Below are 26,063 nucleotides of genomic sequence, written 5' to 3' on the forward strand. Positions count from 1 at the left end.
ACACATTCACGCAGCCAGATGCTGAATTAGAAAAACTCGGCGTAATGCTTCAGTTCCCAGTCGGAAACATGGCGGCTGTACTCAACCCATTCAGCCCGCTTCACCTTGATGAACTCGGAGACGATCTCCTTACCCATCTTCTCGGTAAACAGGGTGTCCGCTTCCAGCGCATCCAGCGCTTCGTTCAGGTTCTGCGGCAGGATACTGACGCCCTTCTCCTTGATCTCTTCCAGGCTCAGACTGTACAGGTTCATATTCATCGGCTCACCCGGATCCAGCTCACGCTCGATACCATCCAACCCGGCGGCGATCAGTGCCGCATGGACCAGGTAGGGGTTGCAGCCGGAGTCCGGCAGACGGAATTCCAGACGGCCGTAGGGCACGCGAACCATGGCTGAGCGGTTGTTGTCGCCGTAGCAGACGTAGGCCGGGGCCCAGGTCGCACCGGAGGCGTTACCGCCTACCACGAGGCGCTTGTAGGAGTTGACGGTCGGCGCGGAGAAGGCGCAGATCGCATCGGCGTGGGCCAGGATGCCGGCGGTGAAGTGGTACGCCATTTTGGACAGGCCCATGCCGTTCTTGTCGGTTGCGTCATGGAACAGGTTTTTGCCTGACTCATCGGTGATCGACAGATGGAAATGCATGCCGTTGCCGGTCCGGTCGGAGGCAGGCTTGGGCATAAAGGAGCAGACCATGCCCAGCTTGTTGGCGATCTCACCGGCGGCCATGCGCACAAACGTAAACCGGTCGGCCGAGGTCAGCGCATCGCTATAGGTGTAGTTGATCTCGAACTGGCCGTTGGCGTCCTCGTGGTCGATCTGGTAGACATCGAAATCCACTGCCTGGAGAGATTCAACCAGCTGCTCCAGGAACTCACGGGAGCGGGACAGCCCCTTGTAGTCGTAGCAGGGTTTGTCCAGCACGTCGCTCTCATCCACCGGTGTCAGCGAACCATCTTCGGCACGGTTGAACAGTGAGAACTCGGGCTCCAGGCCGGTGTTCAGGGTCCAGCCGCGCTGGCTCAGCTTGTCCAGCTGGTTTTTGAGCACCACACGGGAGCAGTAGGGGTGCGGTTCGTTATTGACGTAACCATCGCAGGCGATGCGGGCATAGCCCGGCTGCCAGGGTACGGCGCTGAGTGTATTCAGGTCACCACGGGCCATGAAGTCAGGGCCGTGGGGCTCCATGCCCAGTCCCCAGACGGCAAATCCTGCGAATCCGGCACCGCTCTCGACCACCGAGTTCAGGCAGTTGGCCGGAACCGACTTGGTCTTGGCAACACCGTGGATGTCGACGAACTGGGCCAGGATGTACTTGATGTCGTTCTGGCTGAGGAAACGGTCAATCTCTGCGGGCATCATAGTGCACCTCCTTTGGTTAAGTCTTTGCCACCCAGTTCGCGGACCAGGGTGCTGAAAATTTCACTTAGGTAATGGTCGTAACCGGCATCAAAACCGATCATCAGAGCACCGCCTTGCTGTTCTCGATAAAGCCAGCAGTTCACACCGGCCACCGATGCCATCAGCCAATCGCCGGGCTGCATCTTGCGGAAGTCGAACTGGCACAGCTGTAACATCAGCTCAATCCACCCCTCACCCTGCACCACGAGGACGCGGTCGTTGCGGGGGAAGCACCATTCGCAGCCAGCCCACTCTTGCCCGACGGGGACAAACGCCATGTACTCGTCGGTCCCGGTACGTGCGACCAGCGCTCCGTTCAGTTCCAGGGCCGTTAGTTGCGATTGAGGCAAAGGCAGTCCCGATCCGGCCAGCGCCTCTGCACTGACGGGACCGGTAAGCAGGTAACCGCTCAGATCGTCACGGGCACTCAGGCTCAGGTTGCTCATCTCGGGTGAAGCATTAGCATTCATCAGGCCACCTCCGTCAGGTCGGCTGTCTGGCGTGCGCCATCGGCGTCGTAAAAAGGTGTCGCGCAAGGCTCGATGGCAACAAAGGCCCCGCTATCGACTTTCACCTGCATCGGCACGTTGGCATCGGCCAGTGGCAGATCCACCATCGCCAGACCGATGATCCGGCCCAGAGACGGGCTATAGGCGATACTGGTAATACGCCCGGAGATCTCGCCGTCCTGAATAATCAGGTGACACTCTTTCGGCATTTCACTGCTGCTCTTTGGAGAGAATCCCTGCGGCAGACGGAACCCGATCAAGCGGCGCTCGCAGCTGTTTTTCAGGCGTGCCAGTGAGGGCTTGCCGGTGAACCAGGGCTTGCTCTTGAGCGGCACCGCCCAGCTCATATTGGCTTCGAACGGGTTGGTCAGGCCGTCGGTATCCTGGCCCACGATGATGTGGCCCTTTTCCAGTCTCAGTACGCGCTGCGCCTCGACACCGAAGGGGCGGATCGCATGGGCAGAACCGACGTCCATCAGTTTTTCCCAAACTTCCAGCGCTGCATTAGCCGGCAGGTGAATCTCGTACCCCAGCTCACCGACAAAACCGACCCGGATCAGACGTACGGGATAGCCAAGCAGAGTGCCTTCGCGCATGCCCAGGTAGGGAAAGCTCTCTTCACTGAGATCCACATCGGTCAGTGCGCTCAGCACCTTGCGTGATGCAGGTCCCGCCAGGTTCATGGCCGCCAGCGAGCCGGTCAGGTTGGCCAAACGGACGTTGAGACCCAGTTCCTGAATTTTCAGCGACAGGGTTCTGAACGCAGCGGCGGCGTGGCTGGTGGTGGCAGTGACGTAGAAGCGGTCTTCGGCGATACGACCGACGATACCGTCATCGATGATCACGCCGCTGTCATCCACCGCCAGGGCATAACGGGTCATACCGATTTTGATGGTGGACATCTTCATGGTGTACACCACATCCAGCAGTCGGCCCGCATCCGGGCCCATCACCTCGATCTTGCCCAGCGTGGAGACATCGATCAGGCCAAGACCGCTACGCACCGCCTGTACTTCCTGCACAATCGACTGCTCACGCTGAGCCGCCGTGACTGCCCCCGCCGCCGTGCTCGGTGCATAGAACTCAGGACGCTGCCACTGACCGGCTTCCATCATCCGGGCACCATGTTTCAGATGCCACTGATGCATCGGGGTCAACCGCTCCGGGCGGAACCGTCGCCCTGCCAGCGCACTGACCGGCACCGGGTGGAACATGGGGCGGGCCGTGGTTGAACCGGTCTCGTCGATGGTTTTACCGGTGACAGACGCCAGTACCCGGATGCCGTTCATGTTGGAATGTTTACCCTGACTCGGGCCCATTCCATTGGTGGAGAAGCGCTTCATCAACTCGATGTTGTCGAAGCCCTCTTTGGCGGCATTGATCAGGTCCTTAAGCTGGAGATCCTCATCGATATCCAGGAAGTTCTTGCCCTTGGGGTGACCGATAATCGGCCAGGGGTGACTGTGTGACTGAGTATCGCGATGGACAGTGAGCTCACTGACGACCGCTTCCCCACGCAGTTGCGCAAGCGCTTCCCGGGCTGCGCGACTGCCATCAGCCAGACGCTGCTCCAGCGTGAAGGCGCCATTGAGACGCCCGCAGGCATGGATTCCTTGGGGCAGCTCACGGGGCAAAATCTGCTCGGCCTGGCTGGCATATCCCAGCTTGGCACCGGCCTGGTAGAGCATCTGGGCGGCAGGCGCCCAACCCACACTCATCAGCAGCAGATCGCAGGGAATCACATGGCTCTTGCCGGCGTCGCATCCCTTGCCATTAAACGGCGCAACCACCACGGCGCTAAGCGCGCCTTTGCCCTGGGCTTCGTAGATTGCGCTGTGATCCAGCACAGTTATACCCTGAGCCTGGACCTGCTTGGCCCACTCACCGCGTTTGCCCACCCGTTCCAGATCGACAACGGCGGCAACCTCAACCCCGGCTGCGATCAAATCCAGCGCGGCGCGGTATCCTTCATCGTTACCGCAGAGTACGACGGCACGCTGACCGGGTTTAACGGCATAGCGGGCAATCAAACGCTGGGCGGCGGAAGCCAGCATCACGCCGGGCAGATCGTTGTTGCGAAACACCGACGGCTGTTCCATAACGCCGGTGGCCATAATCACCTGCTCGGCGCGCATTTTGGTGATGCCTTCGGGGCCTACCAGCGGCACATAGTGGTCGGTATACCAACCGGCTGCATAATGGGCTTCCATCAATCGAATCTTGGCGTTGTTACTGATCCGGCTTTTCAGATCGGCACGCACCTTCGCCGCCGCTTCCTCATTGGCGAGCTGGTAATCGAGGCTGCCGCCGATACGCGGATTCTCATCCACCAACACCACGTCGGCACCTGCTTCTGCAGCGCTTAAGGCTGCCTGCATGCCGCTAGGTCCGGCACCGATCACCAGAACTTCGCTAAAGCCGTAGCGCTTGGGCTGCCGGGTAGCGCTCCAGCTGGTATTGATCTCACCGAGCCCGGCCTTTTCGCGGATCAGACGTTCCCAGTACGGGAAAAACTTTTTCGGTTTGTGGAACGTCTTGTAATAGAAGCCCACCGGCAGAAACCGGGACAGCAAACCGATATAGCGGTCTTTATCGTTGGCCAGGGTACCGTTGACGTTACAGGCGCGCAGATCCACTCCCTCACTGACCGGCGTTACATCACCGCGAATATTGGTGGCGTCACTGCTTTGGAACAGGGCGTTAACGTCATGGTTGGCCATCGACAACACACTGCGCGGACGGTGGTATTTAAAACTGCGTCCGAGCAGCTTCTGCCCCCCGGCCAGCAATGCAGAGGTCAGGCTATCGCCGGAAAAACCGGAAAAGGTCTGGCCTTCAAAGCGGAAGCTGACCGACTCACTGCGGTCGATCCACTCCAGCGGTTGGGGATCAAGCCGGAATTTCATAGTGCGGCTCCTCGTAACGAACTTCACTGGCGTCCACCTGGCCGATAATCTGGTCGGTCAGCGTGTCGCGTTCGAAAATAAACCAGCGTCCGGTGGGACGGTGATACCAGCGTTCCCGCAGAACTCCGGGCGCTCCGTTACGGTTAAAAACGTAATCAGCCCAGGTGGACTCGTCGGCATCGGACGGCGGTATGCGGATTTCACCGAGGTAGTCGAACTCGGTGATAGGACGTTTGCCGATGTCGGCACAATCAAGCAGTTTCATGACCCGCCTCCTTAGTGACCGACCGACGCCGCGCCCTTCTCGCCGACCAGATCGAAGTCGGCAAAACGGGACAGTCGGAAGGGTTCAATCAATTCGTGGGTTTTGTCGTTGGCAACGGTCCAGGCCATGGTCTTACCGCTGACCGGGGTTGCCTTGAAGCCCCAGGTGCCCCAACCAGCATCCAGGTAGAAGCCGTCGATGGGGGTTTTACCCATGATCGGCGCAAAGTCCGGGGTGATATCGGACATACCGGCCCATTGACGCATCACTTTCATGCGGCTCATGAACGGAAACAGATCCAGCATCTGGTCGGTAAGCCCCTCGACAAAGTCGAAGCTGGAGCGGGTGGAGTGCAGCACCGACGGGTCTACGGATGCCCCCATCACCATCTCACCGCGGGACGACTGGCTGACGTAGACATGCAGGCTGCCGGAGACCACGATGGTGTCCATGAACGGCTTCACAGGCTCCGATACACAGGCCTGCAACGGGAAGATCTCGATCGGCGTACGCAGCCCCAGCATGCTGGTGATGCGCGGGGTGGAACCGGCTACCATGGAGATCACCTTGTTGCAGCTGATCTGACCGCGGTCGGTATCGACACCCACTACCTTGTCGCCCTGGGTGCGAATGGCGGTAACACGGGTTTTCTGGTGGATCTCGACACCGCGGTTGTAAGCACCACGAGCATAGCCCCAGGCCACCGCGTCGTGACGGGCCACTGAACCGGGGGCGTGATAGAGCGCTCCCATTACCGGCGCGTGCCCTGCGCAGTCCATGTCCATGTAAGGTACGGCTTTGGCGATCTCTTCACGCCCGACCACCTCACTCTCGATACCCTGGTGCTTGTTCACCTCGGCACGCCAGCGCATGGTGCGCAGCGCACTGTCGGTGTGGGCCAGCGTGAAGTGACCACGGGTGGAGTAGAAGATATTCAGATCGAAGTCATCGGCCAGGTCCTCGAACAGCTTGAGGCTGGTGTCGTAGAACTTCACACCTTCCGGGGTCAGGTAGTTGGAACGCACAATGGTGGTATTACGGCCGGTGTTGCCACCGCCGATATACCCCTGCTCCAGCACAGCCACGTTGGTGATGCCGTGCTCCTTGGCCAGGTAGTAGGCGCACGCCATACCGTGACCGCCACCACCGATGATGACGACATCGTAGTGGGACTTGAGCGGTTTTGCTTCGGGGAAGAAACGCGGTTCGTCATGCGTACTCTTCAAACCGAATTTAAGTAAACGCCAGGGCATTATTTATCTCCGGGAGCTTAAGCGAAAACGACGGTCTTGTTGCCATACACCAAGACGCGATCTTCGATATGGAAACGCAGGCCTCGTGCCAACACCGCCTTCTCCACATCCTTACCCAGGCGGACCATGTCCTTGGTGGTGTTGTGATGGGTCACGCGCTGCACGTCCTGCTCGATGATCGGACCGGCGTCGAGCTCGGAGGTCACGTAGTGACAGGTCGCACCGATCTGCTTCACACCCCGCTCGGCCGCCTGATGGTAGGGGCGAGCACCGATGAAGGAGGGCAGGAAGCTGTGATGAATATTGATGATCTTGTTCGGGTAGGTCTCACAGAGCTCTTCCGGAATGATCTGCATGTATTTCGCCAGTACGATCACATCGGCATCGGCAGCAGCGATCTGTTCACGCACGGCCTGGAAGTGAGGCTCTTTATTGCTCATATCCACTGGCACGTGGATATAGGGGATGCCATGCCACTCCACGTAGGAGCGCAAGTCATCGTGATTGGAGATGACACAGGGGATATCGATGTTGAGTTCGCCAGAGCGCCACCGATACAGGAGATCCGACAGGCAGTGCGCTTCCTTGGATACCATCAGAACCGCACGTTTGCGCTGCGCCGAGTCGGTGATATTCCAGGTCATGCCGAACTTATCAGCCAGCGGTGCAAATTTCTCTTTCAGCGTCTCCAGATCGAACGGCAAGGAATCCGCGACCACTTCATAGCGCATAAAGAAGGTACACTGTTCGGAGTCAGCAAACTGATGTGCTTCGCTGATCCAGCCCTTGTATTCCGAGATAAACTGAGTGACCGCTGACACGATACCGATGGTATCAGGGCAGGAAATAGAGATACGAAAACGTCGGGTGTTGTTGGGGTCAAGAGCCATCTTTGCCACCTATTTTCTCATCAGGAAAATTAATTTCATAAAGAGAAAGCAAGCTTCCTGCCAACTTTTCAAGTCATATAAGAATTTTTACGTCGACTGCGCTTAAGGTCCTGAAAATCCTAGATTTATGAATATTTATTTCCTGACAGGAATCTTCATTAACTTTACCTTTTATAGGGGTGAATGCGGATACCCTGCTCTAAAATTGCACCATTAATAGGCAACGCTGCACCAAATTACTCCATCCGAGCGTTTATTCCTCACCCAGCACCAGTAGCGGGCAGATTTGCTTCATGCTGGTTCACTCCTCTGTTCACTACTAATCCAGGAATATTTATTAACTAATAGGAATCATCAGCTTATCAATTCTGGCGTGAGAGTTGCTTTCCTTTTAGGAATAAAATTAACCCAACAGGAATTAACGATTTATTCCGCTCGCTCTATAAAAGGAGACAACAATGGCAAATTCATGGCGCATAGCAGCCCTGGCCGATAAACACCGTGCTCTGGGCTCAAACCTGGAAGACTGGAACGGCATGCCAACGGCATGGACCTACAGCGAGAGCGGCTACACCCTGGCCGATGAACATGAGGCGATCCGCACCAAGGCGGGCTTGATGGATGTATCGGGACTGAAGAAAGTCCACTACGTCGGCCCCCATGCAGAAAGCCTGCTGGAGTGGGCAACAACCCGGGATATCTCCAAGCTTTACCCGGGTAAAGCGGTCTACGCCACCATGCTCAATGATGGCGGCAAGTTCATCGATGACTGCGTAATTTACCGGACCGGCCCTAACGCCTTTATGGTGGTGCACGGCACCGGACGCGGTTACGAGCAGCTGACTCAAGCGGCACTGGGTAAGAACGTGGCGGTGCTGTTTGATGATGACCTGCACGACCTTTCACTGCAGGGTCCGGCCGCAGTGGACTTTCTGGCAGAGCATATCGATGGAATTCGCGACCTGCCCTACTTCCACCACACCCACGCCCGACTGTTTGGTTGCCCAATCACCATTTCACGGACTGGCTATACCGGTGAGCGGGGCTACGAAATCTTCTGCAAGGCCGCCGATGCCGAATGCCTGTGGGACAATATCCTCGAGCACGGAAAAGAGTTTGGCATTATCCCCTGCTCGTTCACCGCGCTGGACTGGCTTCGCACGGAAAGCTACCTGCTGTTCTACCCGTTCGATAACTCCGAAATGTATCCGTTCGAAAACGAGCCGGCCGGCGATACGCTGTGGGAGCTGGGACTGGACTTCACCGTCTCCAAAGATAAAACGGAATTCTGCGGGGCTTACGAACACTTCCGCCTGCAGGGTAAAGAGCGCTTCAAGATCTTCGGCGTACTGCTCGACGGCAAGGAAGCCGCTGGCGAAGGCGATGAGCTCTGGGCTGACGGCAAGAAGGTCGGGGTTATCACCTGTGCCATGTACTCCCGTCTGACCGACCGCTCCATGGCGATCGCGCGTCTGGAGGTTCCCTACGCCGAGCAGGGTACCCCGCTGCAGGTTAAAGGCAGCCTCGACGTATCGGCCATCGCCCATACGCTCCCGTTTGACGATCCAGAGAAGAAAAAGCGTACGGCCAAGGGGTAAAGCAACAAGGGAGGGTGCCCAAGGCCCCTCCCTGATCAATCGAGCAGGAAATTCCCCCGCCCCGTTCCCTCAAGTGCATCCGCCTCACCCGATTCATCTTTAAGTGCTACGCCTGAAAGCCGGCGTTTACGCGATTCCCTGACCAGCCACATCAACCGCCCTGTCGCATCTTCTGCCGAAATGCCCGCCGTTCGTATATTGGAGATGCAGTTGCGGTAAGCGTCGGTCAGGCCCACGCGCGGATTCCAGGTGTAGTAGATGCCCAGGCTGTCGGGAGAGCTGAGCCCGGGGCGCTCACCAACCAACAGAATAACCATTCGACTGCCCAGCAGCTCGCCCACCTCATCGCCGACGGCAACACGCCCCTGCTGCACAATACAGACCGGTGTCCGGCTCAGCCCCTCGGCGTCCAGCTCCCGGTCTATCGCTGCGGCCACAACCGCTGCATGGCGCTGGACCGCTGTTGAGGAAAGGCCATCGGCAATCACGATAGTGGCATCCTTCTCCCCATGGCGTTCATGTATCTGCTTGAGCAATGCACCCGACTGCGCATCCAGACGACGTCCTTTATCGGGCCGCTGCAAATAAACCGCTCGATCTGTAGCCTGACTGTGCAACCTCAGACTCTCAAGCCCCTGTTCACTCAGTTGTTGCTCAAGCTGATCAATATCCAACGGGATATGGACCGCGTCCCGGGCCCGGGCATGGGCTTGCTGAAACTCCAGTTGAGGCTCGGTGGGCTGACTGACGCCACTGCGCCCCAGACCGATGCGGGCATCGGTATATCGACGCAAACTGGCCCAACTGTTGGGTGTAACGATTGCCTTTTTATCCACAGACATGGGCACCTCAAAGCTGTGACTGTATATGCGCAAAAGGCGCGGGCAGCTTCTCACCGCCGGCAAGCACACCTCCAGCGTCGAAAACTCCCATCGTTTCCAGCCAGCTTTCAAACTCCGGCGCGGGTGGTTTATTCAGTACCTGGCGCAGATAGAGCGCATCATGGAACGAGGTGGTTTGATAGTTGAGCATGATGTCATCGGATCCGGGGATGCCCATGATGAAGTTGATCCCCGCCACACCCAGCTGTGTCAGCAACATATCCATGTCATCCTGATCTGCTTCGGCGTGGTTGGTGTAGCAGATATCGCACCCCATCGGCAGCCCCAGCAGCTTGCCGCAGAAATGATCCTCAAGGCCGGCGCGGATGATCTGCTTACCGTCATAGAGGTACTCGGGCCCGATAAAGCCGACCACGGTATTCACCAGTAACGGATCGAAACGCCGGGCGACGGCATACGCTCTGGCTTCACAGGTCTGTTGATCGACGCCATGATGCGCGTTCGCCGACAGGGCACTGCCCTGCCCGGTCTCGAAGTACATGACATTTTGCCCGACGGTACCACGACCCAGTTCCAGTGCGGCCCGGTGGGCCTGATCGAGAATAGACAGGTTGATACCGAAACTTTCATTGGCCGCCTGCGTACCTGCAATCGACTGAAAAACCAGATCCACAGGTGCTCCCCGGTTGATCGCCTCAAGATGCGTGGTGACATGGGTCAGCACGCAGGACTGGGTGGGTATCTCGTAACGCTGGATCACATCATCCAGCAGATGCATCAGCCGGGTCACGGCATGGTAATTGTCGGTAGCCGGATTGATCCCGATTACCGCATCACCGTTTGCGTACAAGAGACCGTCAAGCACGCTGGCGGCAACACCGGCCGGATCGTCGGTGGGATGGTTGGGTTGCAACCGGGTCGAGAAACGGCCTTTGAGCCCAAGCGTATCGCGAAACGCGGTGACGACCTCGATTTTCTGCGCCACCAGAATCAGGTCCTGCACACGCATGATTTTCGAGACGGCAGCCACCATCTCAGGTGTCAGACCCGGCGCCAGTGCCTTTAATGTCTGGCTGTTGGCGTGATCGGACAGCAGCCAGTCGCGGAACTCGCCCACCGTCAGGTGAGCAACCGCGGTAAAGGCTTCCGGGTCATGGCTGTCGATAATCAGTCGCGTCACCTCATCCTGCTCATAGGGAATAAGCGCTTCATTCAAAAAACTGCTCAGTGGGAGATCAGCCAGGCAGCGCTGGGCCGCCACCCGCTCCGTGGCATTTTCGGCGGCGATACCGGCCAGACAATCTCCTGAGCGCAGCGGTGTCGCCCTGGCCATCAGCGTTTTCAGGTCATTAAACCGGTAACGTGTTGAACCAATATCGAACTGATAACTCATCGGATCGACTCCGCGAAAGTATTTAGTGCGCGTATGGGCCAAACGTGCCGAGGGGGCGATTAATCGCCCCCTCGTTCAGATCGTTTCAGATCACTTATGCTTGTCGAAGGCGTCCTTCTCATGCTTCATGATGCTGATGTTCAGATAGAGATAGATGCCAACCGCCGCGGCCAGACTTATCGCCATCCCCATCGGGCTATCCGAGAACGTGAAGTACGCGGCCACGTTGTCCCAGCTACTGATCGGACTTGAAAACATATGATTCTCCTCGGTGCATCTGATGCACCCATGATTACGCGTTATGGAGTCTTACGGGCGCTACCTGTCAGGTAACCAGGCAGCGCCGGTGTCCTTTATCAGGCCAGTTTTTCCGATTCGCTCGGGGTAATAGTCCCCTCGACAACACGGTTGGCCGGTACAGTTTCCGGGTACGGCTTGGCCGGAATTTCGACCAGATCCAGACCCAGCACTTCAACATGGGGCGGTACACGCAGTGCATTGAACTTTTTCAGTGCAAAGGAGATACCCCACCCCGGGATAAAGCCTGTCAGCGCCATCACAACGGCACCCAGCAACTGACCGGTGAAGGTGATGTCCGGCAGTTCACCGATATTCGGGTAGGCAGAGGCAACCACGCCCACCAGCACCACACCGTAGAAGCCACAGAAACCGTGTACGGCAACAGCGCCCACGGCATCATCAATGCCCAGCTTCTCGATCCAGCGACCGACGATCGGCATCAGCACACCGCCGCTTGCCGCCAATACGAAGGTCAGGCCCGGGTAGTAGAGATCCAGACCCGCAGCCACGGTGATGATCCCTGCCAGACCACCGGACATGGTCCAGAAAGGCTCACGGGAAGAAAGGTATGCACCGATCACGCCACCGGCAAAGCCCATCAGGGTATTGAAGCCAAAGGCAGACAGGTTAGTCGGGTTACCGTAGATGGTGGTCCAGCCGGTATCACCGCCATTGAATATAATGCAGCCACCCAGGAAGCCGAAGAAACCGACGATGATCATCATCAGGCCAATCAGCGACATCGGCAGACTGTGCGGCGGGATGTACATCGCCACCCCATCCTTGAATTTACCAACGCGGGCACCCAGGTTCATCAGCACGCCCAGTGCAAAGAAGCCTGCGACCGCATGGACGACGCCGGATGCGCCCACATCGTGATAACCAAACTCGGTCAACAACCAGCCACTCGGGTGCCAGCCCCAGGCACCGGCCAGGATCCAGACCGCAGAACCCAGGATTGCGGCCAGTATGAGGAATGCACTCAAGCGGATACGCTCAATAACGGCACCGGACAGGATGGAACCTGTGGTCGCACCGAACAGTGCAAACGCCGCGAAGAAGATACCAGTGCCCATGTCCTGGACATTCGGTCCCATGCTCATGCTCCAGGGCAGCGCCGCCGAGGCATCAATGGGAATCAAACCGTTCGGGAAGGCGTTATAGATCCACCAGCCGAAGAAGTAGAAGGTAGGGATAATCACCGACAGGGTCAGGATGTTTTTCATCCCGGATGTCAGCGCGTTCTTGACGCGTGAAGCGCCGATCTCATAGGCCAAGAAGCCTGCGTGGATCATGAACATGATGGCCGTGCACCACCAGTAAAACACTTCGACATTCATCGCCTGATGCATCTCGAAGGTGCTTTGCAGGGTTTCCAAAGTCATTGGTTCATCCTCATATGCAACACAGAATTAGTCATGCGCTACACCAGAAAACCTTCAAAACGGATGAAGCATTTACTGAGTAGCGCCTGTTGTTTATTTCTTTAAACGAATTATTATTTCCCATCAGTAAAGGCAATCCATGTGCCAAATTTGCAGAATCCAGGTATAAAACCTTCCTCGTATATGTAGTTATATGTTTATAAAGCGGTTTTTTATTTAGCCGTTGCAGTTGCCTGAATCAGGGACTGGCAGCCCACTCATTTTGGCCGGAGACAGTGGTTAAAAACTGTGCTCTTTTTTTAACCAGCGCCCCGTTATCGCGCAGTCCGTCCACCCGTTAGCTGCGCACCCGGATACGTTCAGGGTCGTGGAACGGCAGCACTACAACCTGACCGGGCAGTCGTTTCTGATGGCCATCAAGCTGACCGACTTCGAGCGCGGTGCCAGGCTCGGCAAAGTCGGGTTGAACGCGCACAAGCGCGATGGTTTTTCCGATCAATGGCGAGCGCGTTGCACTGGTAACAACACCCACCGGGTAACGCCCGTTGTACAGGGCATCGCCATGGGCAACGGCGTCTTCGCTATCGAGTACCAGCCCCATCAGCTTCTGACGATTCGCTGCGGGTACACGCTCCAGTGCTGCTCGACCAACAAAGTCGTCCTCTTTGGTTTTAAGCGGGACAGTGAAGCCAATACCCGCCTCATAGGGGTCGGTCTCGGGGCAGAACTCATAGCCGGCGAAGATCAGCCCAGCCTCGATACGCAGCATATCCAGCGCATCGAATCCCAACGGTGCCAGCCCCAACGGTTCACCCTCTCGCCAGATCGCATCCCAAACCTGCTCACCGTCATTCGGGTGGCACCAGACTTCAAAGCCCAGTTCCCCGGTATAACCGGTTCTCGATATCATCACCGGTCGGCCATCGGGCCCACCCAGGCGCCCAACCGTGAAGTGGAACCAGGCCAGTTCCGACACCGGTGTGCGTGCTTCAGGGGTCCAGATAAGCTCAGTCAACAGCTGTCGGCTCAAGGGGCCCTGGACCGCCAGGTTATGCAGTTGATCAGTGGACTCCTGTATGCGCACCCGGTAGCCCTCGCGAGCTGCCAGCTCCCGTAGCCAGACACCGGTATAGGGGTCACCACAAATCCAGCGAAACGCCTGATCCTCCAACCGAAACAGGGTGCCATCATCGATCATGCCGCCGGTTTCATGACAGATCGCCGAATACACCACCGCCCCGACGGCCAAGCGACGTACGTTTCGCGTCAACGCTTTCTGCAACAGCGCTTCTGCATCGGGGCCGGTCACCTCAAACTTGCGCAGTGGCGACAGATCCATCACGGCAACGCGTTCACGACAGGCCAGGTATTCGGCACGCGCGCCCCAGCCATCAAATTCAGTGGGTACCCAATACCCGCGATACTCGCTGAAATGCCGGGTCAATGCGGATGTGCGGGCATGAAAGGCTGTTTGCTGGGTCATTCGAGCGGGCTCCTCGGGACGGTTTCGATAGGCGATAGCGCGGGGAAAACTTGCCTCAGCCGCGTAAATACGGACATGAATATCGGTGGGGAACCAGCCATTGGCCGGATCGATATCATCGGGACAGGCAGAAGAAACGCAGAGCAGACCCCGACTTGCGCGCATCAATACGTAGTCGCCGGGCCGGGACCAGGGCTCGTCCATGCCGATGGTGCCGCAGGGCTCGGCGCTGGTGTTGAAAAAGAAGTTGATCGCCGGCCAACCGGCGCGCGGCTCCACACCGTACTCTTTCAGCGCGCGGTTAAAGTTATCGGTGCAGCTGATATGACCAAAGTACCCGGCATCCTCGTAATACTTGGGCGTACAGGCCAAAAGGAAGCTGTCATGCCTGCCAACCGTATCCTGCACCAGCTCCAACATGGCCTTCATACGCTGATCGTAAAAGCGGGAGTAAAGCCCCGGTTGCGGCAGTGCAGTGCCGGAGAGCGTGCGGGTTGCCGTGGCATCCAGCGTAATTTCTTGTCCCTGACGTAACGCCTCCAGATCAAAAGCGATAAAGTCGGAACACTGCTTGCCGGCCACATCCGAGATCTGAATCCACTCGCCCGCCTTGACTTCATACGCCCGGGCACTGGAGTGCGGCACATGGACCTCACGCACCGGCTGTGCATCTGTGTACTCCGGAGAAAAAGGTTCGGGCAGTTGCTCGATGCCAAGCGATTGAAAACTGTGCGTCAACAACAACTCACCGGGCGCAGTTTGCTCGTCCACCTGCATGGGCAAAGCGGGCGCAAGCACCAGAATATCCAGCGGCGACGCCCCCTCGGAAAGCGTCAGTTCGAAAGGCATCTGCTCAGGCGTGATGCACAGGCCTTCAATTAACAGCGGATCGCCAGAACCGGCAACCTCCAGTAAAGACGATAACCTGTCAGCACCGCTGCCGGGATGTTCCAACTGAGCACGAAAAAGTTCCGCCGACTCCAGCCGCCGTCCGTAACGCTCCTTGAGCTGATCCGCCGTATATCGATTAAGGCCCAGGATCTCACAACACTGAACGTGATCAGGGCTATCGATGACAAGCATCTCTCCGGCAGAAAGCCTAAGCCTCATACCATCCTGGCCGGCGACGATAAGAGAACGTGACCGCACAGCCCCCCACCAGCCTTCGCCTGCGCTTTGCTCCATCACTGTCATGCTTTCCACCTCCCATCGATTTGGGGCTTGCCCGGCTCATGCATCACTATTCAGGGTTCATCTGAGTGCATCCGCCGCCTGCAAGCGCCAAGCTGGTGCGCTTTTGAACCTATCTGGAGCGACACCGATTAATAACTGATGGGAAAAAATCTTTACTTACAATGCCTGCGCGTTCAATTCGTCCGTGGTTATACCCCCTTAGGGGTAAAGCGCAGAAACTGGCATATTTGCTGCTCATCCATAGTCACTATTTGTCCGCCCATGTGCAGGATATGGCCCTATGGAGAGAACAGCTTTACAGACACACAGTCACGGATGGTTACACCGACTGACCCGTGCATCTCGATTTTCGCGGGCACCGGCCACTCCCCGCTCCCACGACGTGCCCAACATTGATGAGCTCGCCTTAGAGATCGCAGGTTGCGTGCAGCTGGATCGAGAATTACCGGCGCTGTTAAAGCCGCTGGAGCACTCTCTCGGATGTCACCTGGCCGATAAATCGAATCTCAAGCTTGGGGTTGCTGTCAGCAGACAGGGAGATGGGGCAACGCTGTTCATGACGGAAGGTGGCCCTTCCATGCCCGGATTGGAGACATTTGTCCGCTATCAGCTCAACGGTGCCCTCTCCGATATACCTCCAATGAAACTGTTTTCTATCCCTCTGCCCGGACATCAACTGAGCTGTCATTGCATACGCTTTGAGATGGAGACCGGTTGCGGCTGGCTGTTGCTTGCAGCTCCCCTTGCCCTGCCGGAGTCGGTGGAGCGTCTTTTAGCCCCCCTGGCTCACGCTACAGGACGCGGCTTATCTATCCATTGCCTTCACCAAAAGCGGATTGATGATGCGGTTCATCAGGAGCGCCGGGCACATGCGGCGGAGTTACATGACTCTCTGGCACAGATCCTCGGTTACCTGCGCTTGGGAACTTCGCGGCTGGATGCCCGCTGCAGCCGCTGTAATCAGCCGGATCTGCAGGCTATAGCGACCGACCTGTCACACCAGACCCGACACGCTTACCGCATGCTGCGGGATCTGATCAGCAGCTCTCGCCTCACGTTGGAGGGAGGATCTCTGCATACGGCTTTGGCAGCCGCGGTAGAGGAGTTCGAACAACGCAGCGCACTGGTCTTTGAGCTGGATGACCGTTGTCCACAGCTCGAACCGGAGGAGAATATCGCCATTCAAATTCTGATGATTGTGCGCGAAGCCCTGAGCAATGTCGTTCGTCATGCGCATGCTCAGCATGTACGCATCCAATTGATGCCGCTGAATTCAGCAGGCTTGCAGTTGCGTATAGAAGATGACGGTTGCGGCCTCAGTGCGGAACGCAAGCGGGGCGACAGTTTTGGCCTGGGCATCATGCAGGAGCGCGCAGAAAAAATAGGTGCCCGCCTGGAGATCGGTCCCCGTCCCGAAGGCGGAACACGGCTAGATCTACGGCTGCTCCTGCGGGATTTAAGAGCTGGAGACTAACATGCGCAGTGCTGACAACTGGCACGACACGGATACTGACACCGCACGTGTTGTTCTGGTCGATGATCACCCGATCTTTCGACGGGGCGTGGCTGAACTGCTCAATGAAAGCAGTCGTTTTGATGTTGTGGGTCAGTTCGACTGCGCCGGCGCCCTGTTGGACGTTCTGGATCAACTGCAACCTGATCTCGCCCTGCTTGATCTGCAGATGCCAGGGGTCGATGGCCTTTCATTGCTACAGACTCTCAAATCACAGGCTCCAGACCTGCGTATTGTTATGCTGACCGCGTCCGACGACAGCAACCACCTGATGCAGGCTATCCAATCCGGTGCCGACGGCTATCTGCTCAAAGAAACGGATGCGGACCTGATCCTGTCGCGTCTCGAAGGTGTACTGGAGGGAAAAATAGCGCTGGACGATGAAGCTCTGATCATTCTGACCCAACGACTGCGAGCCCCCACGGGCCCCAGCCCAAGTCATGAACCTCTGGAAGAGATCACCTTGCGTGAACGTCAGACCCTGAGCCTTATAGCTGCAGGCATGAGTAATAAACTGATTGCCCGGGAACTGGGGATCAGCGACGGCACCGTGAAGGTTTATGTTAAAGCCCTGCTGCGAAAACTGAACCTGCACTCCAGGCTGGAACTCGCCGCCTGGGTTCATGCTCACCCTGAAATCGACCTGGAGTCCGGACAATGAGTATTCTCGGTTTTAAGCGCAGACGCTCAAGGTCCGCTCAGACAGATCCGGTCGATGTGCTCGACAGCCTGGATGAGGCTGTGGTGGTTATCGATGAGCAGGAACGCATCCTTTACCGCAACCGGCGTTGGGAATCCCTTGAACAGGCTACCGGCCAGCCCGATCACGCGCTTCCCCTGCACCGCTTTATGCACCCACTGGACCAGGCACCCTGGCGTGAGTTTCTGGGACAACTCAATCAGGGCCAGCGGCCCGATCCACTCTGGGTCCGTTTACCGGTCGGCGAAGCGCTTTACTGGTGTGAGCTTCGTGCCCAACCGTTATACAAGGATGCCGATTGGCCGATCAGCCTGAGTTTTTGTGATATCACACCGCAGGTGCGCCGCGATCAGCAACGGGACGCCAGCCATCGCAGCCTGAATCAGCTGGTATCCAACTTGCCGGTCATGCTGTATCGGGCCCGAAACAACCGTAACTGGAGCATGGAATATGTCAGTGAGGGCTGTCTCTCCCTGACCGGTTACAGTGCCGATGCATTGGTTAATCAGCCCCGGCTGAGTTATGGCGCGCTTATCCATCCGGAGGATGCCGGCCCTGTCTGGGAGGAGGTTCAACAGGCGCTGCATGACAACCGCCCCTTCGAGTTGTACTACCGTATCCACCATGCGAACGGGGCGATTGTGCAGGTCCGTGAAAAAGGTCAGGGGCTTTACGCGGAATCGGGCGCCGTCCTGGGCGTTGAAGGCGTTATTTTTACGCTGGAGTCTATTTAACGGGCTATCACAGGTCTCTCACGCTCGCCGTTTTAACCGCTACTCCCACCTCGATTACCCCCTTTGACCTACCCATACCGGGGAATTATCAGCAGGCGCCCCAACCCTTAATTTAGGTCTTACCACACATTACGCAGTGATATTCAAACAGCCTACGTATTAGGAGAGACCTATGACTAAACGAGTAGCGATCATCGGCGCCGGTCCCAGCGGTCTGGCGCAGCTTCGAGCCTTCCAGTCTGCCCAGGCCAAAGGTGCTGAGATACCGGAGCTGGTCTGTTTCGAGAAGCAGAGCGACTGGGGTGGGATGTGGAACTACACCTGGCGCACCGGACTGGATGAAAACGGTGAACCGGTGCACGGCAGCATGTACCGCTACCTCTGGTCCAATGGGCCCAAAGAGTGTCTGGAGTTTGCCGACTATACGTTTGAGGAACACTTCGGCAAGCAGATAGCCTCTTATCCTCCTCGCGAAGTGCTCTGGGACTATATCAAGGGGCGCGTGGAAAAAGCCGGTGTGCGCAAGTACATCCGTTTCAACACCCCGGTTCGTAACATCAGCTTCGATGAAGACACCAAGCTGTTCACCGTGGCTGTATACGACCACAACACCGACACCAGCTACAGCGAGACCTTTGATCACGTGGTCTGTGCCAGCGGTCACTTTTCGACACCCAAGGTGCCTGAGTTCCCGGGTTTTGAACACTTTGGCGGGCGCATCCTGCACGCACACGACTTCCGGGACGCGCTGGAGTTCAAAGACAAGGATATCCTGATCGTCGGCGCCAGCTACTCCGCCGAAGATATCGGCTCACAGTGCTACAAGTACGGTGCCCGTTCCATCACCAGCTGCTACCGCACCGCGCCCATGGACTTCAAATGGCCTGACAACTGGGAAGAAAAACCCAATCTGACCCATGTCGATGTGGATAACGCCTACTTCGCGGACGGCACCAGCAAGAAAGTTGATGCCATCATTCTTTGCACCGGCTACCTGCACCACTTCCCCTTCCTCGACGACTCTCAGGCCCTGAAAACCGATAACCGCCTCTGGCCGCTGAATCTCTATAAAGGCGTCGTCTGGGAAGATAACCCGCAGTTCTTCTACGTGGGTATGCAGGACCAGTGGTACTCCTTCAACATGTTTGATGCCCAGGCCTGGTATGTGCGCGATATCATCATGGGGCGGATTGCACTCCCGTCCAAAGAGGCGATGACCGCCGACAGCCTGAAGTGGCGCGAAGAGGAATTGAAACTGGAAACCGCGAAAGAGATGTACGAGTTCCAGGGCTCCTACATTCTTCATCTGATCGAGCAGACCGACTACCCGACCTTCGACATTGATGGGGTGAACCGGACGTTCCTGGAGTGGAAGAATCACAAGAAGGAAAACATCATGACCTTCCGCGACCACTCCTACGCCTCGCTGATGACCGGCACCATGGCACCTCCCCATCATACGCCCTGGCTGGATGCGCTGGACGACTCCATGGAAGCCTACCTCAACGATCCTGAAGCTCAGGTCCAAAAGGCTGGCTGAACAGTCGCACCGAGGAGATTTGCATCATGAGCAGCATTACCAAACTACCGGTTCGCAGTGTTGAGCCAATCACCGATGACCTGCCGGGCTGGTCCAAAGTGGAGGGCTCACCAAGCATGTCCACCTGGATTGAGTACACGGCTTCCGACGAATCGATGATTGCCGGCTGGTGGACGGCTACGCCCGGTATTTACCACGCAACTTATGCCAGCTGGGAGTTTATCCATCTGATAGAAGGCAAAGCGGTCATCACCCCCGAGGGGGGTGAGCCGGTGGAGGTCAACGCCGGTGACGCCTTCGTAATGGAAGCTGACTTTGTGGGGACCTGGCAGATCATTGAACCGATTCTCAAGCACTTCACCATTCGCTTGAAGTAACCGAGTCAGCCATTAACCACCATCCACTGCGGATGGTGGTTTTTTTGCACGCGTTTAATGGGTATCAATCCCTTGCAGCCCCCTTCCACTTGAAAGCAACACCCTCCGACCACGCATAAAAAAGCAGCCGACTTAATGGGTCGGCCGCAAGGTTCACTGTTCGTTGGTAGAAAAAATATCAGGCGGAAGCTTCGCCAAAGAGTTTAAGCCCGACCACGCCGCCAATGATCATGCCGATACAGAGCATGCGAATAAGACCACCCGGCTCCTGCATAAAAAGCACACCGACCAGCGCCAGGGCCGATGCACCGATCCCGGACCAGACCGCATAGGCGGTACCGACCGGGATGGTGCGCATGGCAAAGGAGAGCAGTGTCAGGCTGACCACGATCAATACCGCGGTGATCACCGAAGGCCAGAAACGTGTAAAGCCATCGCTGTATTTCAAGCCGATGGCCCATAGACACTCCAGGAGGCCTGCAATAAGCAGATAGATCCAACCCAAAATGCGCTCCTGATCAGTTTGCCGGATCGAATTGAGACAACCACTCAACCACCATCGGGTGGTATCGGCTCAATCCCTTATACTCGATCAGTTGCTCAGGCAGACTCTTCATCACCCGATGCATCCGCTTGGCCCACTCCGGGTTGGTTACCAGATCTTCAAGGCTGATCAGGTAGGTGCGAATGCTGAACATCAAGGCGTTGCTGCGCGGCATGCGATCCAGAACCTGCAGCTCAACACGCAGATGCACTTTCTCACCCACGTTTTCCGGCGTCACACTCGCCCGATCCGTACCCCACATGGGGTAGGTTTCCGGTGAGGTATCCATCCGCGCATTCACAGTCAGAGTCCAGTTCAAGCGGCGTACGGGACGCCCCTGGGGAATGGCACAGAGATACTTCAAGGCACGATCAAAAATACCCATCTCATGCGCCATAGGTACCGGCCCATGCCAATCTTTGAAACTCATGCCGGCATCGAAGGCCAGTGACCAGTCGGCCGGGCAGGTTACGATCCCCGCATCCAGAAACAGATCACCATCCCGTTGATCGAGCAGTGCAAAATCGCCCTGAACCTGGCGACCGATGTATTCCATCGGCGGCAACGGCAGCGTGCTGCTATCACCAAACACAAAACTGTCTTTAAGATTCAGCAGTTTGTTTTCCCAAGTCCAGTTATCGCCCTCTTTGGTCAGGGCGAAATACTCCGGGTAGTCATTGGAGAAGCTCTCCATCACGCGCTCGATCATATCCCAACAGGCCAGATCCATATGGGGCATGGCCAGACAGCGTTTGGGATTTTCCTCAAGTACCAGGCCGCGCTCATGCATCTCGGACAGGTAGTGCTCATCAATATCGAGCAGATGTTCATACACCGAGCCTTCAGGCCCCGGCGTCACGTGGGGCTCGATGTTTACCGAGTACATATATTCGTCTTCCGGGAAGGGAAACGGAAAACGCGCTATCGCCCCGGGGCTGTTGGAGTAGGTAAAGTCATCACGGAAACTTTGAATCGGTTTGGGTGCCATTCTCATGGGGCTAACTCCTAAAGATCGATAACCAGACGTTTGCCTGCGGCACGAGAGACACAGGGCATTATGCTTTCGCCCTGTTCACGCTCTGCAGCGGACAGAAATTCATCGCGATGCTCCACATCGCCGGACAGCACACGGGTCTGGCACTGGCCACAAACACCACCCCGACAGAGGTTGGGCACCTGGACCTGAGCGCCTTCCAGCACCTCCAGCAGGGAGCTGTCCGCATCGACATTCAGCGTCACTCCGCTGCGGGCCAGCTCCACCTCAAACGGGTTGCCCGGCTGAGGCGCGGCAAAAGCCTCATAGTGGATATGGCTCTCGGGCCAGCCCAGTGACTGAGCAACTTCATGTACACCGGCAATCAACGTTTCAGGCCCGCAGATATAAACGTGTGTACCCCGGGGCTGATCGGCCAGCAATGTGCCCAGTTCACAGCGGTTACCCGCTTCGGAGTCATACAGGAAACAACGCTCACCCAGCGTCTGTTCAAGCTGTTCACGGTAAGCACCGGTGCTGGAGCTGCGATAGAGGTAATGCAGCTCAAAGTTGGCGCCACGGCGTTCCAGCTCTGGCAAATAGGACATAAAGGGCGTAATACCCACGCCACCGGCCACCAGCAGGTGCTTACGGGCGCTCCAGGCCGGAGAAAACAGGTTGGCAGGCGGTGTAATCGAGAGTTCATCCCCCACCGCCACCGACTCATGCATGTAGATAGACCCACCGCGCGAGGTCTCCTGGCGTCGCACGGCAATTCGGTAACTGCCGGATTCTCTTGGATCGCTCAGTAAGGAATAGGCGTTGCGGTGAGGCCGGGGCTCGGCAGGCATCTCCACCACCACATGAGAGCCGGGTGAAAATGGCAGAAGCTCACCGCCCACAGGCGCTAACGTAAATTCCCGAATCGCCGGAGCAACCTCGGCGATGGCGGTTACCCGAACTTGAATCGTATCAATACTCATCAGACCAGCTCCTCTGTTTCCGGGATATCCGCAGGGTCTTCCGCGTTTATCTGCACGCCAACGTAGGCACCGTGCAACTTGGAGTAGTGATCACGCACCAAAAGCAGCCGGCCACAACCGGAGCATGCATGCGGGGAATAGGTGACCTCTTCGGTAATCGCGTAACAGTGAGTACAAAAGAGCCGCCGCTTATTGCTCTCCGGCGCAAGCAGCTGAATCTGCTCAGACGCCAGCCCGGCTTTTTCAGCCAGATTGTGGACATCCCAAAGGAACCCTTCGTCACCGGCGACATAGACAGCGCTGGCCAGTGGCAGTGCATTGATGACCACGTCCAACTCTGACAGCGAACCGCACTCTGTGCCCAGGTCGGTGACTTCAGGTTTCCCGAACAGATAGAGCGCCTTCTCTCCTTTTGGAGCGGCTTCATAAAGGGACCGGATGCGTGACAGACTCTGCGCGGTCGACACGAAAAGGTGTTTTTGAGTGTTGGGACGCAGCGAGACCTCGGTGTAGGTCGGTCTGCTTTTGATCAAAGGCTCGTCTGGCATAGGGAGTCCTCCTATATCCTCGAGTTAAAGGACATTCACTGGGGAAATCAGCCCGATCAAGGATCCCAATTGGCCTTGAACGGATGGATCTTATATTTCCTGCAGAGATACATAATTTCTTTTCAGGAAAGGCAATTTGCGCACCAAAAAATATAACCAGCAGATATAAAAGGTTTTTTATAATTACACCCTCTTCCATCGGAATGAGAGCTGACCAACTTGGTGCGAAGGACCAACCGTCGGCTCCCTGATGAAGCACGTTTGTCGTGACTCATCGGTTATGGAACCCGTACAGATCCTAGGATTGAGAAACTAAAAAGGAGAAAATATTTCCTTGCAGGAATATTCTCGCTAGACTGAAGCGAGTGAAGAAGAAATGGACCCTGTTCTATGACTAAATCCCGACACTTGGATGCCCTTGAAAAAGGTGAGATCAGTTTCAGTCGTGACGGCACTGACCCGCGTTTACGCCTCGAGCAATACATCGCCATGCAAGTCAAAAGTAAACGCATGGAGATGGGACTGAAGATAACTGACGTGGCTCGGATCGCCGGATTAAGCCAGGGTATGGTCAGTAAAATCGAGAATGCTCAGGTCTCCACCAGCCTGGAAACGCTGAGTCGCCTGTGTGATGCGATCGGGTTACCGATTTCTCAGTTGTTCAGTAACTACGACCACCCTACCGGCAGTGCGCAATTGACCAAAGCCGGCGAAGGCAAGGTCGTGGTTCGCCGGGGGACCGAAAAAGGACACGCCTACCAGCTGCTCAGCACGCAACGCGGTAAGAAATCCGGTTACGAGCCCTTCCTGATTACCATGGATGATGCCAGCGAGGTGTTCCCGACCTTCTCGCACCCGGGCCAGGAGCTTATCTATATCCTGAAAGGCGAAATACTCTACCGCCACGGTAACCAACTCTACGAGATGGGCCCCGGCGATTCACTGGCATTCGATGCCGAGGTGCCCCATGGCCCGGAACAACTGCGCGAGGTTCCCCTGCAGCTGTTATCCGTCATCATCTACCACGATCGATAACGGTCTGAGAGACACCCTCATCCCCGGATTGGTGTGATCACCGTTCTCACCCGAGACTCCACCTGTCCCCATTTTTAGGGGACAGGCTCCGCGCCACGATCCCAGTACGCTTGAACCTGCCGAACATCAAAACAACATAACAACGTTGTTCAAGGCCCGCAGACGGCAGGCCTGTGCACAGGGTTAAGAGGATTTCGTGATGCAGTATCATCTCAACGGTTTTAAGCCCGGTAACTATCAGATCCCCGACGCGGCTCGAGAGCCCGACACGCCGCCGCCCATTACAGCGCTCCCCGACGAGGTTGATGTATTGATTGTCGGCTGTGGTCCCGCAGGCCTGGCGTTGGCGCGCCAGCTTGCCGATTTTGCCGATATCAAAACCTGCATCGTGGAACAGAAGCCAGGACCTATGCTGTTTGGCCAGGCGGATGGCATCTCCTGCCGCACTCTGGAGATCATGGAAGCGTTCAACAGCAGCGAATTGTTGGTGAAAGAGTGCTACCAGCTTCATCAAAACGCCTTCTGGGAACCCGACGCTGATCATCCAGAGCAGATCAAGCGAACTCACAAAGTACCCGATGCACGCCTTGGACTTTCTGAGTTTACCCACAGTGTGGTCAATCAGGCCCGCCTGCACGATATTCTGCTCGATGGCATGGCCAACTCGGTCACACACCTGGTGCCTCACTACAGTCGTCGTCTGCTGGAGCTGGATGTTGACCAAAGCCTGACCCAGAACCTGGATGCCCACCCAATCACCGCCACCTTTGAGCGCAACGATGCCTCCGAATCCGCCCACGTAGAAACGGTGAAAGCACGCTACGTAGTTGGCTGTGATGGTGCCCGCAGTGCCGTCCGCAAAAGTCTATCTATCGAGCTACAGGGCGACTCGGCCAACAAAGCCTGGGGTGTCATGGATGTGCTGGTGGTCACCGACTTCCCGGACATCCGGGTTAAAAGCTTTGTCCAGTCCCGGGACAACGGTGCCGTGATGATCATCCCCCGTGAAGGAGGCTATCTGGTCAGGCTCTATGTGGAGCTGGGCCTGCTGGAAAACAATCAGAGAGCATCGCAGCTGAACTTGAGCGCGGACGACTTGATCGCTAAAGCCCAGTCGATCATGAGCCCCTACAGCCTGGATGTGAAAGAGGTTGCCTGGTGGTCGATCTACGAGGTGGGCCAACGGGTCGCCGAACGTTTCACTGATGTCCCGGCTGATAACCCGAGCGGACTGATTCCCCGTGCCTTTGTGGCCGGCGATGCCTGCCACACTCATAGCCCGAAAGGGGGCTGGGGCCTGAACACCTCACTGCCCGATACCTTTAACCTGGGCTGGAAGCTGGCGGCCGTCCTGCAGGGTCGATCTCACCCCGAATTACTAATGGGTTCGAAAGTAAGCGAACATCATTTATAATGTAGGCTCCGTTCGCCAAGCTTATCGGATATTTACACACATGCGCCACGATGACGGTCGTAAACTTGATCACAAAACATTAGAAGCCATTCGCGTTCGCGCCGTTCAACGGGTCATGGATGGCGAGAGTCCAGAAGTCGTCATCAAAGCGCTGGGGATGAGCCGAGCACGAATCTATGAATGGCTGGCTGCCTACCGCGAGGGTGGCTTTGACGCGCTCAAGGCCAAGCAGATTTCCGGTCGTCCCAAGAAACTGAGCGGTGCTCAGATCCGGGAGCTGTATA

Annotated in this window: 24 protein-coding genes; 9 read left to right on the top strand and 15 right to left on the bottom strand. The window is 56.8% G+C overall.

The window, feature by feature from the left end; translation table 11 throughout:
- Nucleotides 1–26: 26 nt before the first annotated feature.
- The 6 genes from glnT to purU are packed head-to-tail and all read right to left on the bottom strand — an operon-like array spanning nucleotide 27 to nucleotide 7,223.
- The gene (gene glnT / locus G403_RS0117725) at nucleotides 27–1,361 is read right to left on the bottom strand and encodes a type III glutamate--ammonia ligase (protein ID WP_027855177.1); all 1,335 of its coding nucleotides are present in this window, start codon (nucleotides 1,359–1,361) and stop codon (nucleotides 27–29) included.
- Nucleotides 1,358–1,870, bottom strand: a complete 513-nt coding sequence (locus G403_RS0117730) for a hypothetical protein (protein WP_245578391.1) — start codon at nucleotides 1,868–1,870, stop codon at nucleotides 1,358–1,360. The genes glnT and G403_RS0117730 overlap by 4 nt, the downstream gene beginning before the upstream one ends.
- Nucleotides 1,870–4,815: a 2Fe-2S iron-sulfur cluster-binding protein gene (locus G403_RS0117735; RefSeq protein ID WP_027855179.1), complete on the bottom strand. Its 2,946-nt coding sequence runs from the start codon at nucleotides 4,813–4,815 to the stop codon at nucleotides 1,870–1,872. Before G403_RS0117735 ends, G403_RS0117730 begins: the two co-directional genes overlap by 1 nt.
- Nucleotides 4,799–5,080, bottom strand: a complete 282-nt coding sequence (locus G403_RS0117740; RefSeq protein WP_027855180.1) for a sarcosine oxidase subunit delta — start codon at nucleotides 5,078–5,080, stop codon at nucleotides 4,799–4,801. The genes G403_RS0117735 and G403_RS0117740 overlap by 17 nt, the downstream gene beginning before the upstream one ends.
- An 11-nt stretch (nucleotides 5,081–5,091) precedes the next feature.
- Nucleotides 5,092–6,333 (bottom strand): FAD-dependent oxidoreductase, encoded by a 1,242-nt coding sequence (locus tag G403_RS0117745; RefSeq protein WP_027855181.1) that lies wholly within the window; start codon nucleotides 6,331–6,333, stop codon nucleotides 5,092–5,094.
- Between the two features lie 17 nt (nucleotides 6,334–6,350).
- Nucleotides 6,351–7,223, bottom strand: a complete 873-nt coding sequence (gene purU, locus G403_RS0117750) for a formyltetrahydrofolate deformylase (RefSeq protein ID WP_027855182.1) — start codon at nucleotides 7,221–7,223, stop codon at nucleotides 6,351–6,353.
- 458 nt (nucleotides 7,224–7,681) lie between these two features.
- Between purU and G403_RS0117755 the strand changes: the two genes are divergently transcribed.
- Nucleotides 7,682–8,821, top strand: a complete 1,140-nt coding sequence (locus G403_RS0117755; RefSeq protein WP_027855183.1) for an aminomethyl transferase family protein — start codon at nucleotides 7,682–7,684, stop codon at nucleotides 8,819–8,821.
- Between the two features lie 35 nt (nucleotides 8,822–8,856).
- Here the strand turns inward: G403_RS0117755 and eutC are convergent, their stop codons facing one another.
- The 5 genes from eutC to G403_RS0117780 form a co-directional block, all read right to left on the bottom strand.
- Nucleotides 8,857–9,663 (bottom strand): ethanolamine ammonia-lyase subunit EutC, encoded by an 807-nt coding sequence (gene eutC / locus G403_RS0117760; RefSeq protein WP_027855184.1) that lies wholly within the window; start codon nucleotides 9,661–9,663, stop codon nucleotides 8,857–8,859.
- Between the two features lie 7 nt (nucleotides 9,664–9,670).
- Nucleotides 9,671–11,056 carry an ethanolamine ammonia-lyase subunit EutB gene (locus G403_RS0117765; protein WP_027855185.1) on the bottom strand — a complete coding sequence of 462 codons (1,386 nt, stop codon included), beginning with the start codon at nucleotides 11,054–11,056 and terminating at the stop codon, nucleotides 9,671–9,673.
- A 90-nt stretch (nucleotides 11,057–11,146) separates the two neighbouring features.
- Nucleotides 11,147–11,314 (bottom strand): hypothetical protein, encoded by a 168-nt coding sequence (locus G403_RS25495; RefSeq protein ID WP_169719915.1) that lies wholly within the window; start codon nucleotides 11,312–11,314, stop codon nucleotides 11,147–11,149.
- A gap of 98 nt (nucleotides 11,315–11,412) precedes the next feature.
- Nucleotides 11,413–12,741 carry an ammonium transporter gene (locus tag G403_RS0117775; protein WP_027855186.1) on the bottom strand — a complete coding sequence of 443 codons (1,329 nt, stop codon included), beginning with the start codon at nucleotides 12,739–12,741 and terminating at the stop codon, nucleotides 11,413–11,415.
- Nucleotides 12,742–13,078: 337 nt separating this feature from the next.
- Entirely contained in the window at nucleotides 13,079–15,418 is a 2,340-nt protein-coding gene (locus G403_RS0117780) for a DUF1989 domain-containing protein (RefSeq protein ID WP_027855187.1), read from the bottom strand.
- Between the two features lie 280 nt (nucleotides 15,419–15,698).
- Between G403_RS0117780 and G403_RS24665 the strand changes: the two genes are divergently transcribed.
- From G403_RS24665 to G403_RS0117805, 5 genes are all read left to right on the top strand, one after another.
- Nucleotides 15,699–16,892 (top strand): sensor histidine kinase, encoded by a 1,194-nt coding sequence (locus G403_RS24665; protein WP_051299220.1) that lies wholly within the window; start codon nucleotides 15,699–15,701, stop codon nucleotides 16,890–16,892.
- Nucleotide 16,893: 1 nt separating this feature from the next.
- Nucleotides 16,894–17,592, top strand: coding sequence for a response regulator (locus G403_RS0117790; RefSeq protein WP_051299222.1), 699 nt, complete (start codon nucleotides 16,894–16,896; stop codon nucleotides 17,590–17,592).
- A complete protein-coding gene (locus tag G403_RS0117795) occupies nucleotides 17,589–18,365 on the top strand; it encodes a PAS domain-containing protein (protein ID WP_051299224.1) in 777 nt (258 codons plus the stop codon). The genes G403_RS0117790 and G403_RS0117795 overlap by 4 nt, the downstream gene beginning before the upstream one ends.
- 172 nt (nucleotides 18,366–18,537) lie before the next feature.
- Nucleotides 18,538–19,905 carry a flavin-containing monooxygenase gene (locus tag G403_RS0117800; protein WP_027855190.1) on the top strand — a complete coding sequence of 456 codons (1,368 nt, stop codon included), beginning with the start codon at nucleotides 18,538–18,540 and terminating at the stop codon, nucleotides 19,903–19,905.
- A gap of 26 nt (nucleotides 19,906–19,931) precedes the next feature.
- Nucleotides 19,932–20,282 (top strand): cupin domain-containing protein, encoded by a 351-nt coding sequence (locus G403_RS0117805; protein WP_027855191.1) that lies wholly within the window; start codon nucleotides 19,932–19,934, stop codon nucleotides 20,280–20,282.
- Between the two features lie 178 nt (nucleotides 20,283–20,460).
- Here G403_RS0117805 and G403_RS0117810 read toward each other — a convergent pair whose 3' ends face one another.
- The 4 genes from G403_RS0117810 to G403_RS24670 are packed head-to-tail and all read right to left on the bottom strand — an operon-like array spanning nucleotide 20,461 to nucleotide 23,330.
- On the bottom strand, nucleotides 20,461–20,787 hold the full coding sequence (locus tag G403_RS0117810) for a DMT family transporter (RefSeq protein WP_027855192.1): 327 nt from the start codon (nucleotides 20,785–20,787) through the stop codon (nucleotides 20,461–20,463).
- 13 nt (nucleotides 20,788–20,800) lie between these two features.
- Nucleotides 20,801–21,820 (bottom strand): heme-dependent oxidative N-demethylase family protein, encoded by a 1,020-nt coding sequence (locus G403_RS0117815; protein WP_027855193.1) that lies wholly within the window; start codon nucleotides 21,818–21,820, stop codon nucleotides 20,801–20,803.
- Nucleotides 21,821–21,831: 11 nt separating this feature from the next.
- Nucleotides 21,832–22,782, bottom strand: a complete 951-nt coding sequence (locus G403_RS0117820) for a PDR/VanB family oxidoreductase (RefSeq protein WP_027855194.1) — start codon at nucleotides 22,780–22,782, stop codon at nucleotides 21,832–21,834.
- Nucleotides 22,782–23,330, bottom strand: a complete 549-nt coding sequence (locus tag G403_RS24670; protein ID WP_051299226.1) for a dimethylamine monooxygenase subunit DmmA family protein — start codon at nucleotides 23,328–23,330, stop codon at nucleotides 22,782–22,784. The genes G403_RS0117820 and G403_RS24670 overlap by 1 nt, the downstream gene beginning before the upstream one ends.
- 390 nt (nucleotides 23,331–23,720) lie before the next feature.
- Here G403_RS24670 and G403_RS0117830 point away from each other — a divergent pair, with 390 nt between their 5' ends.
- From G403_RS0117830 to G403_RS0117840, 3 genes are all read left to right on the top strand, one after another.
- Entirely contained in the window at nucleotides 23,721–24,365 is a 645-nt protein-coding gene (locus tag G403_RS0117830; protein ID WP_084404101.1) for a helix-turn-helix domain-containing protein, read from the top strand.
- Nucleotides 24,366–24,564: 199 nt separating this feature from the next.
- Nucleotides 24,565–25,779, top strand: coding sequence for an FAD-dependent monooxygenase (locus G403_RS23825; RefSeq protein WP_245578392.1), 1,215 nt, complete (start codon nucleotides 24,565–24,567; stop codon nucleotides 25,777–25,779).
- A 40-nt stretch (nucleotides 25,780–25,819) separates the two neighbouring features.
- Nucleotides 25,820–26,063 (top strand): helix-turn-helix domain-containing protein (locus G403_RS0117840; protein WP_036234423.1); only part of this gene is annotated, 244 nt, incomplete at its 3' end.

This window comes from Marinobacterium litorale DSM 23545, assembly GCF_000428985.1.
Classification (GTDB): domain Bacteria; phylum Pseudomonadota; class Gammaproteobacteria; order Pseudomonadales; family Balneatricaceae; genus Marinobacterium_D; species Marinobacterium_D litorale.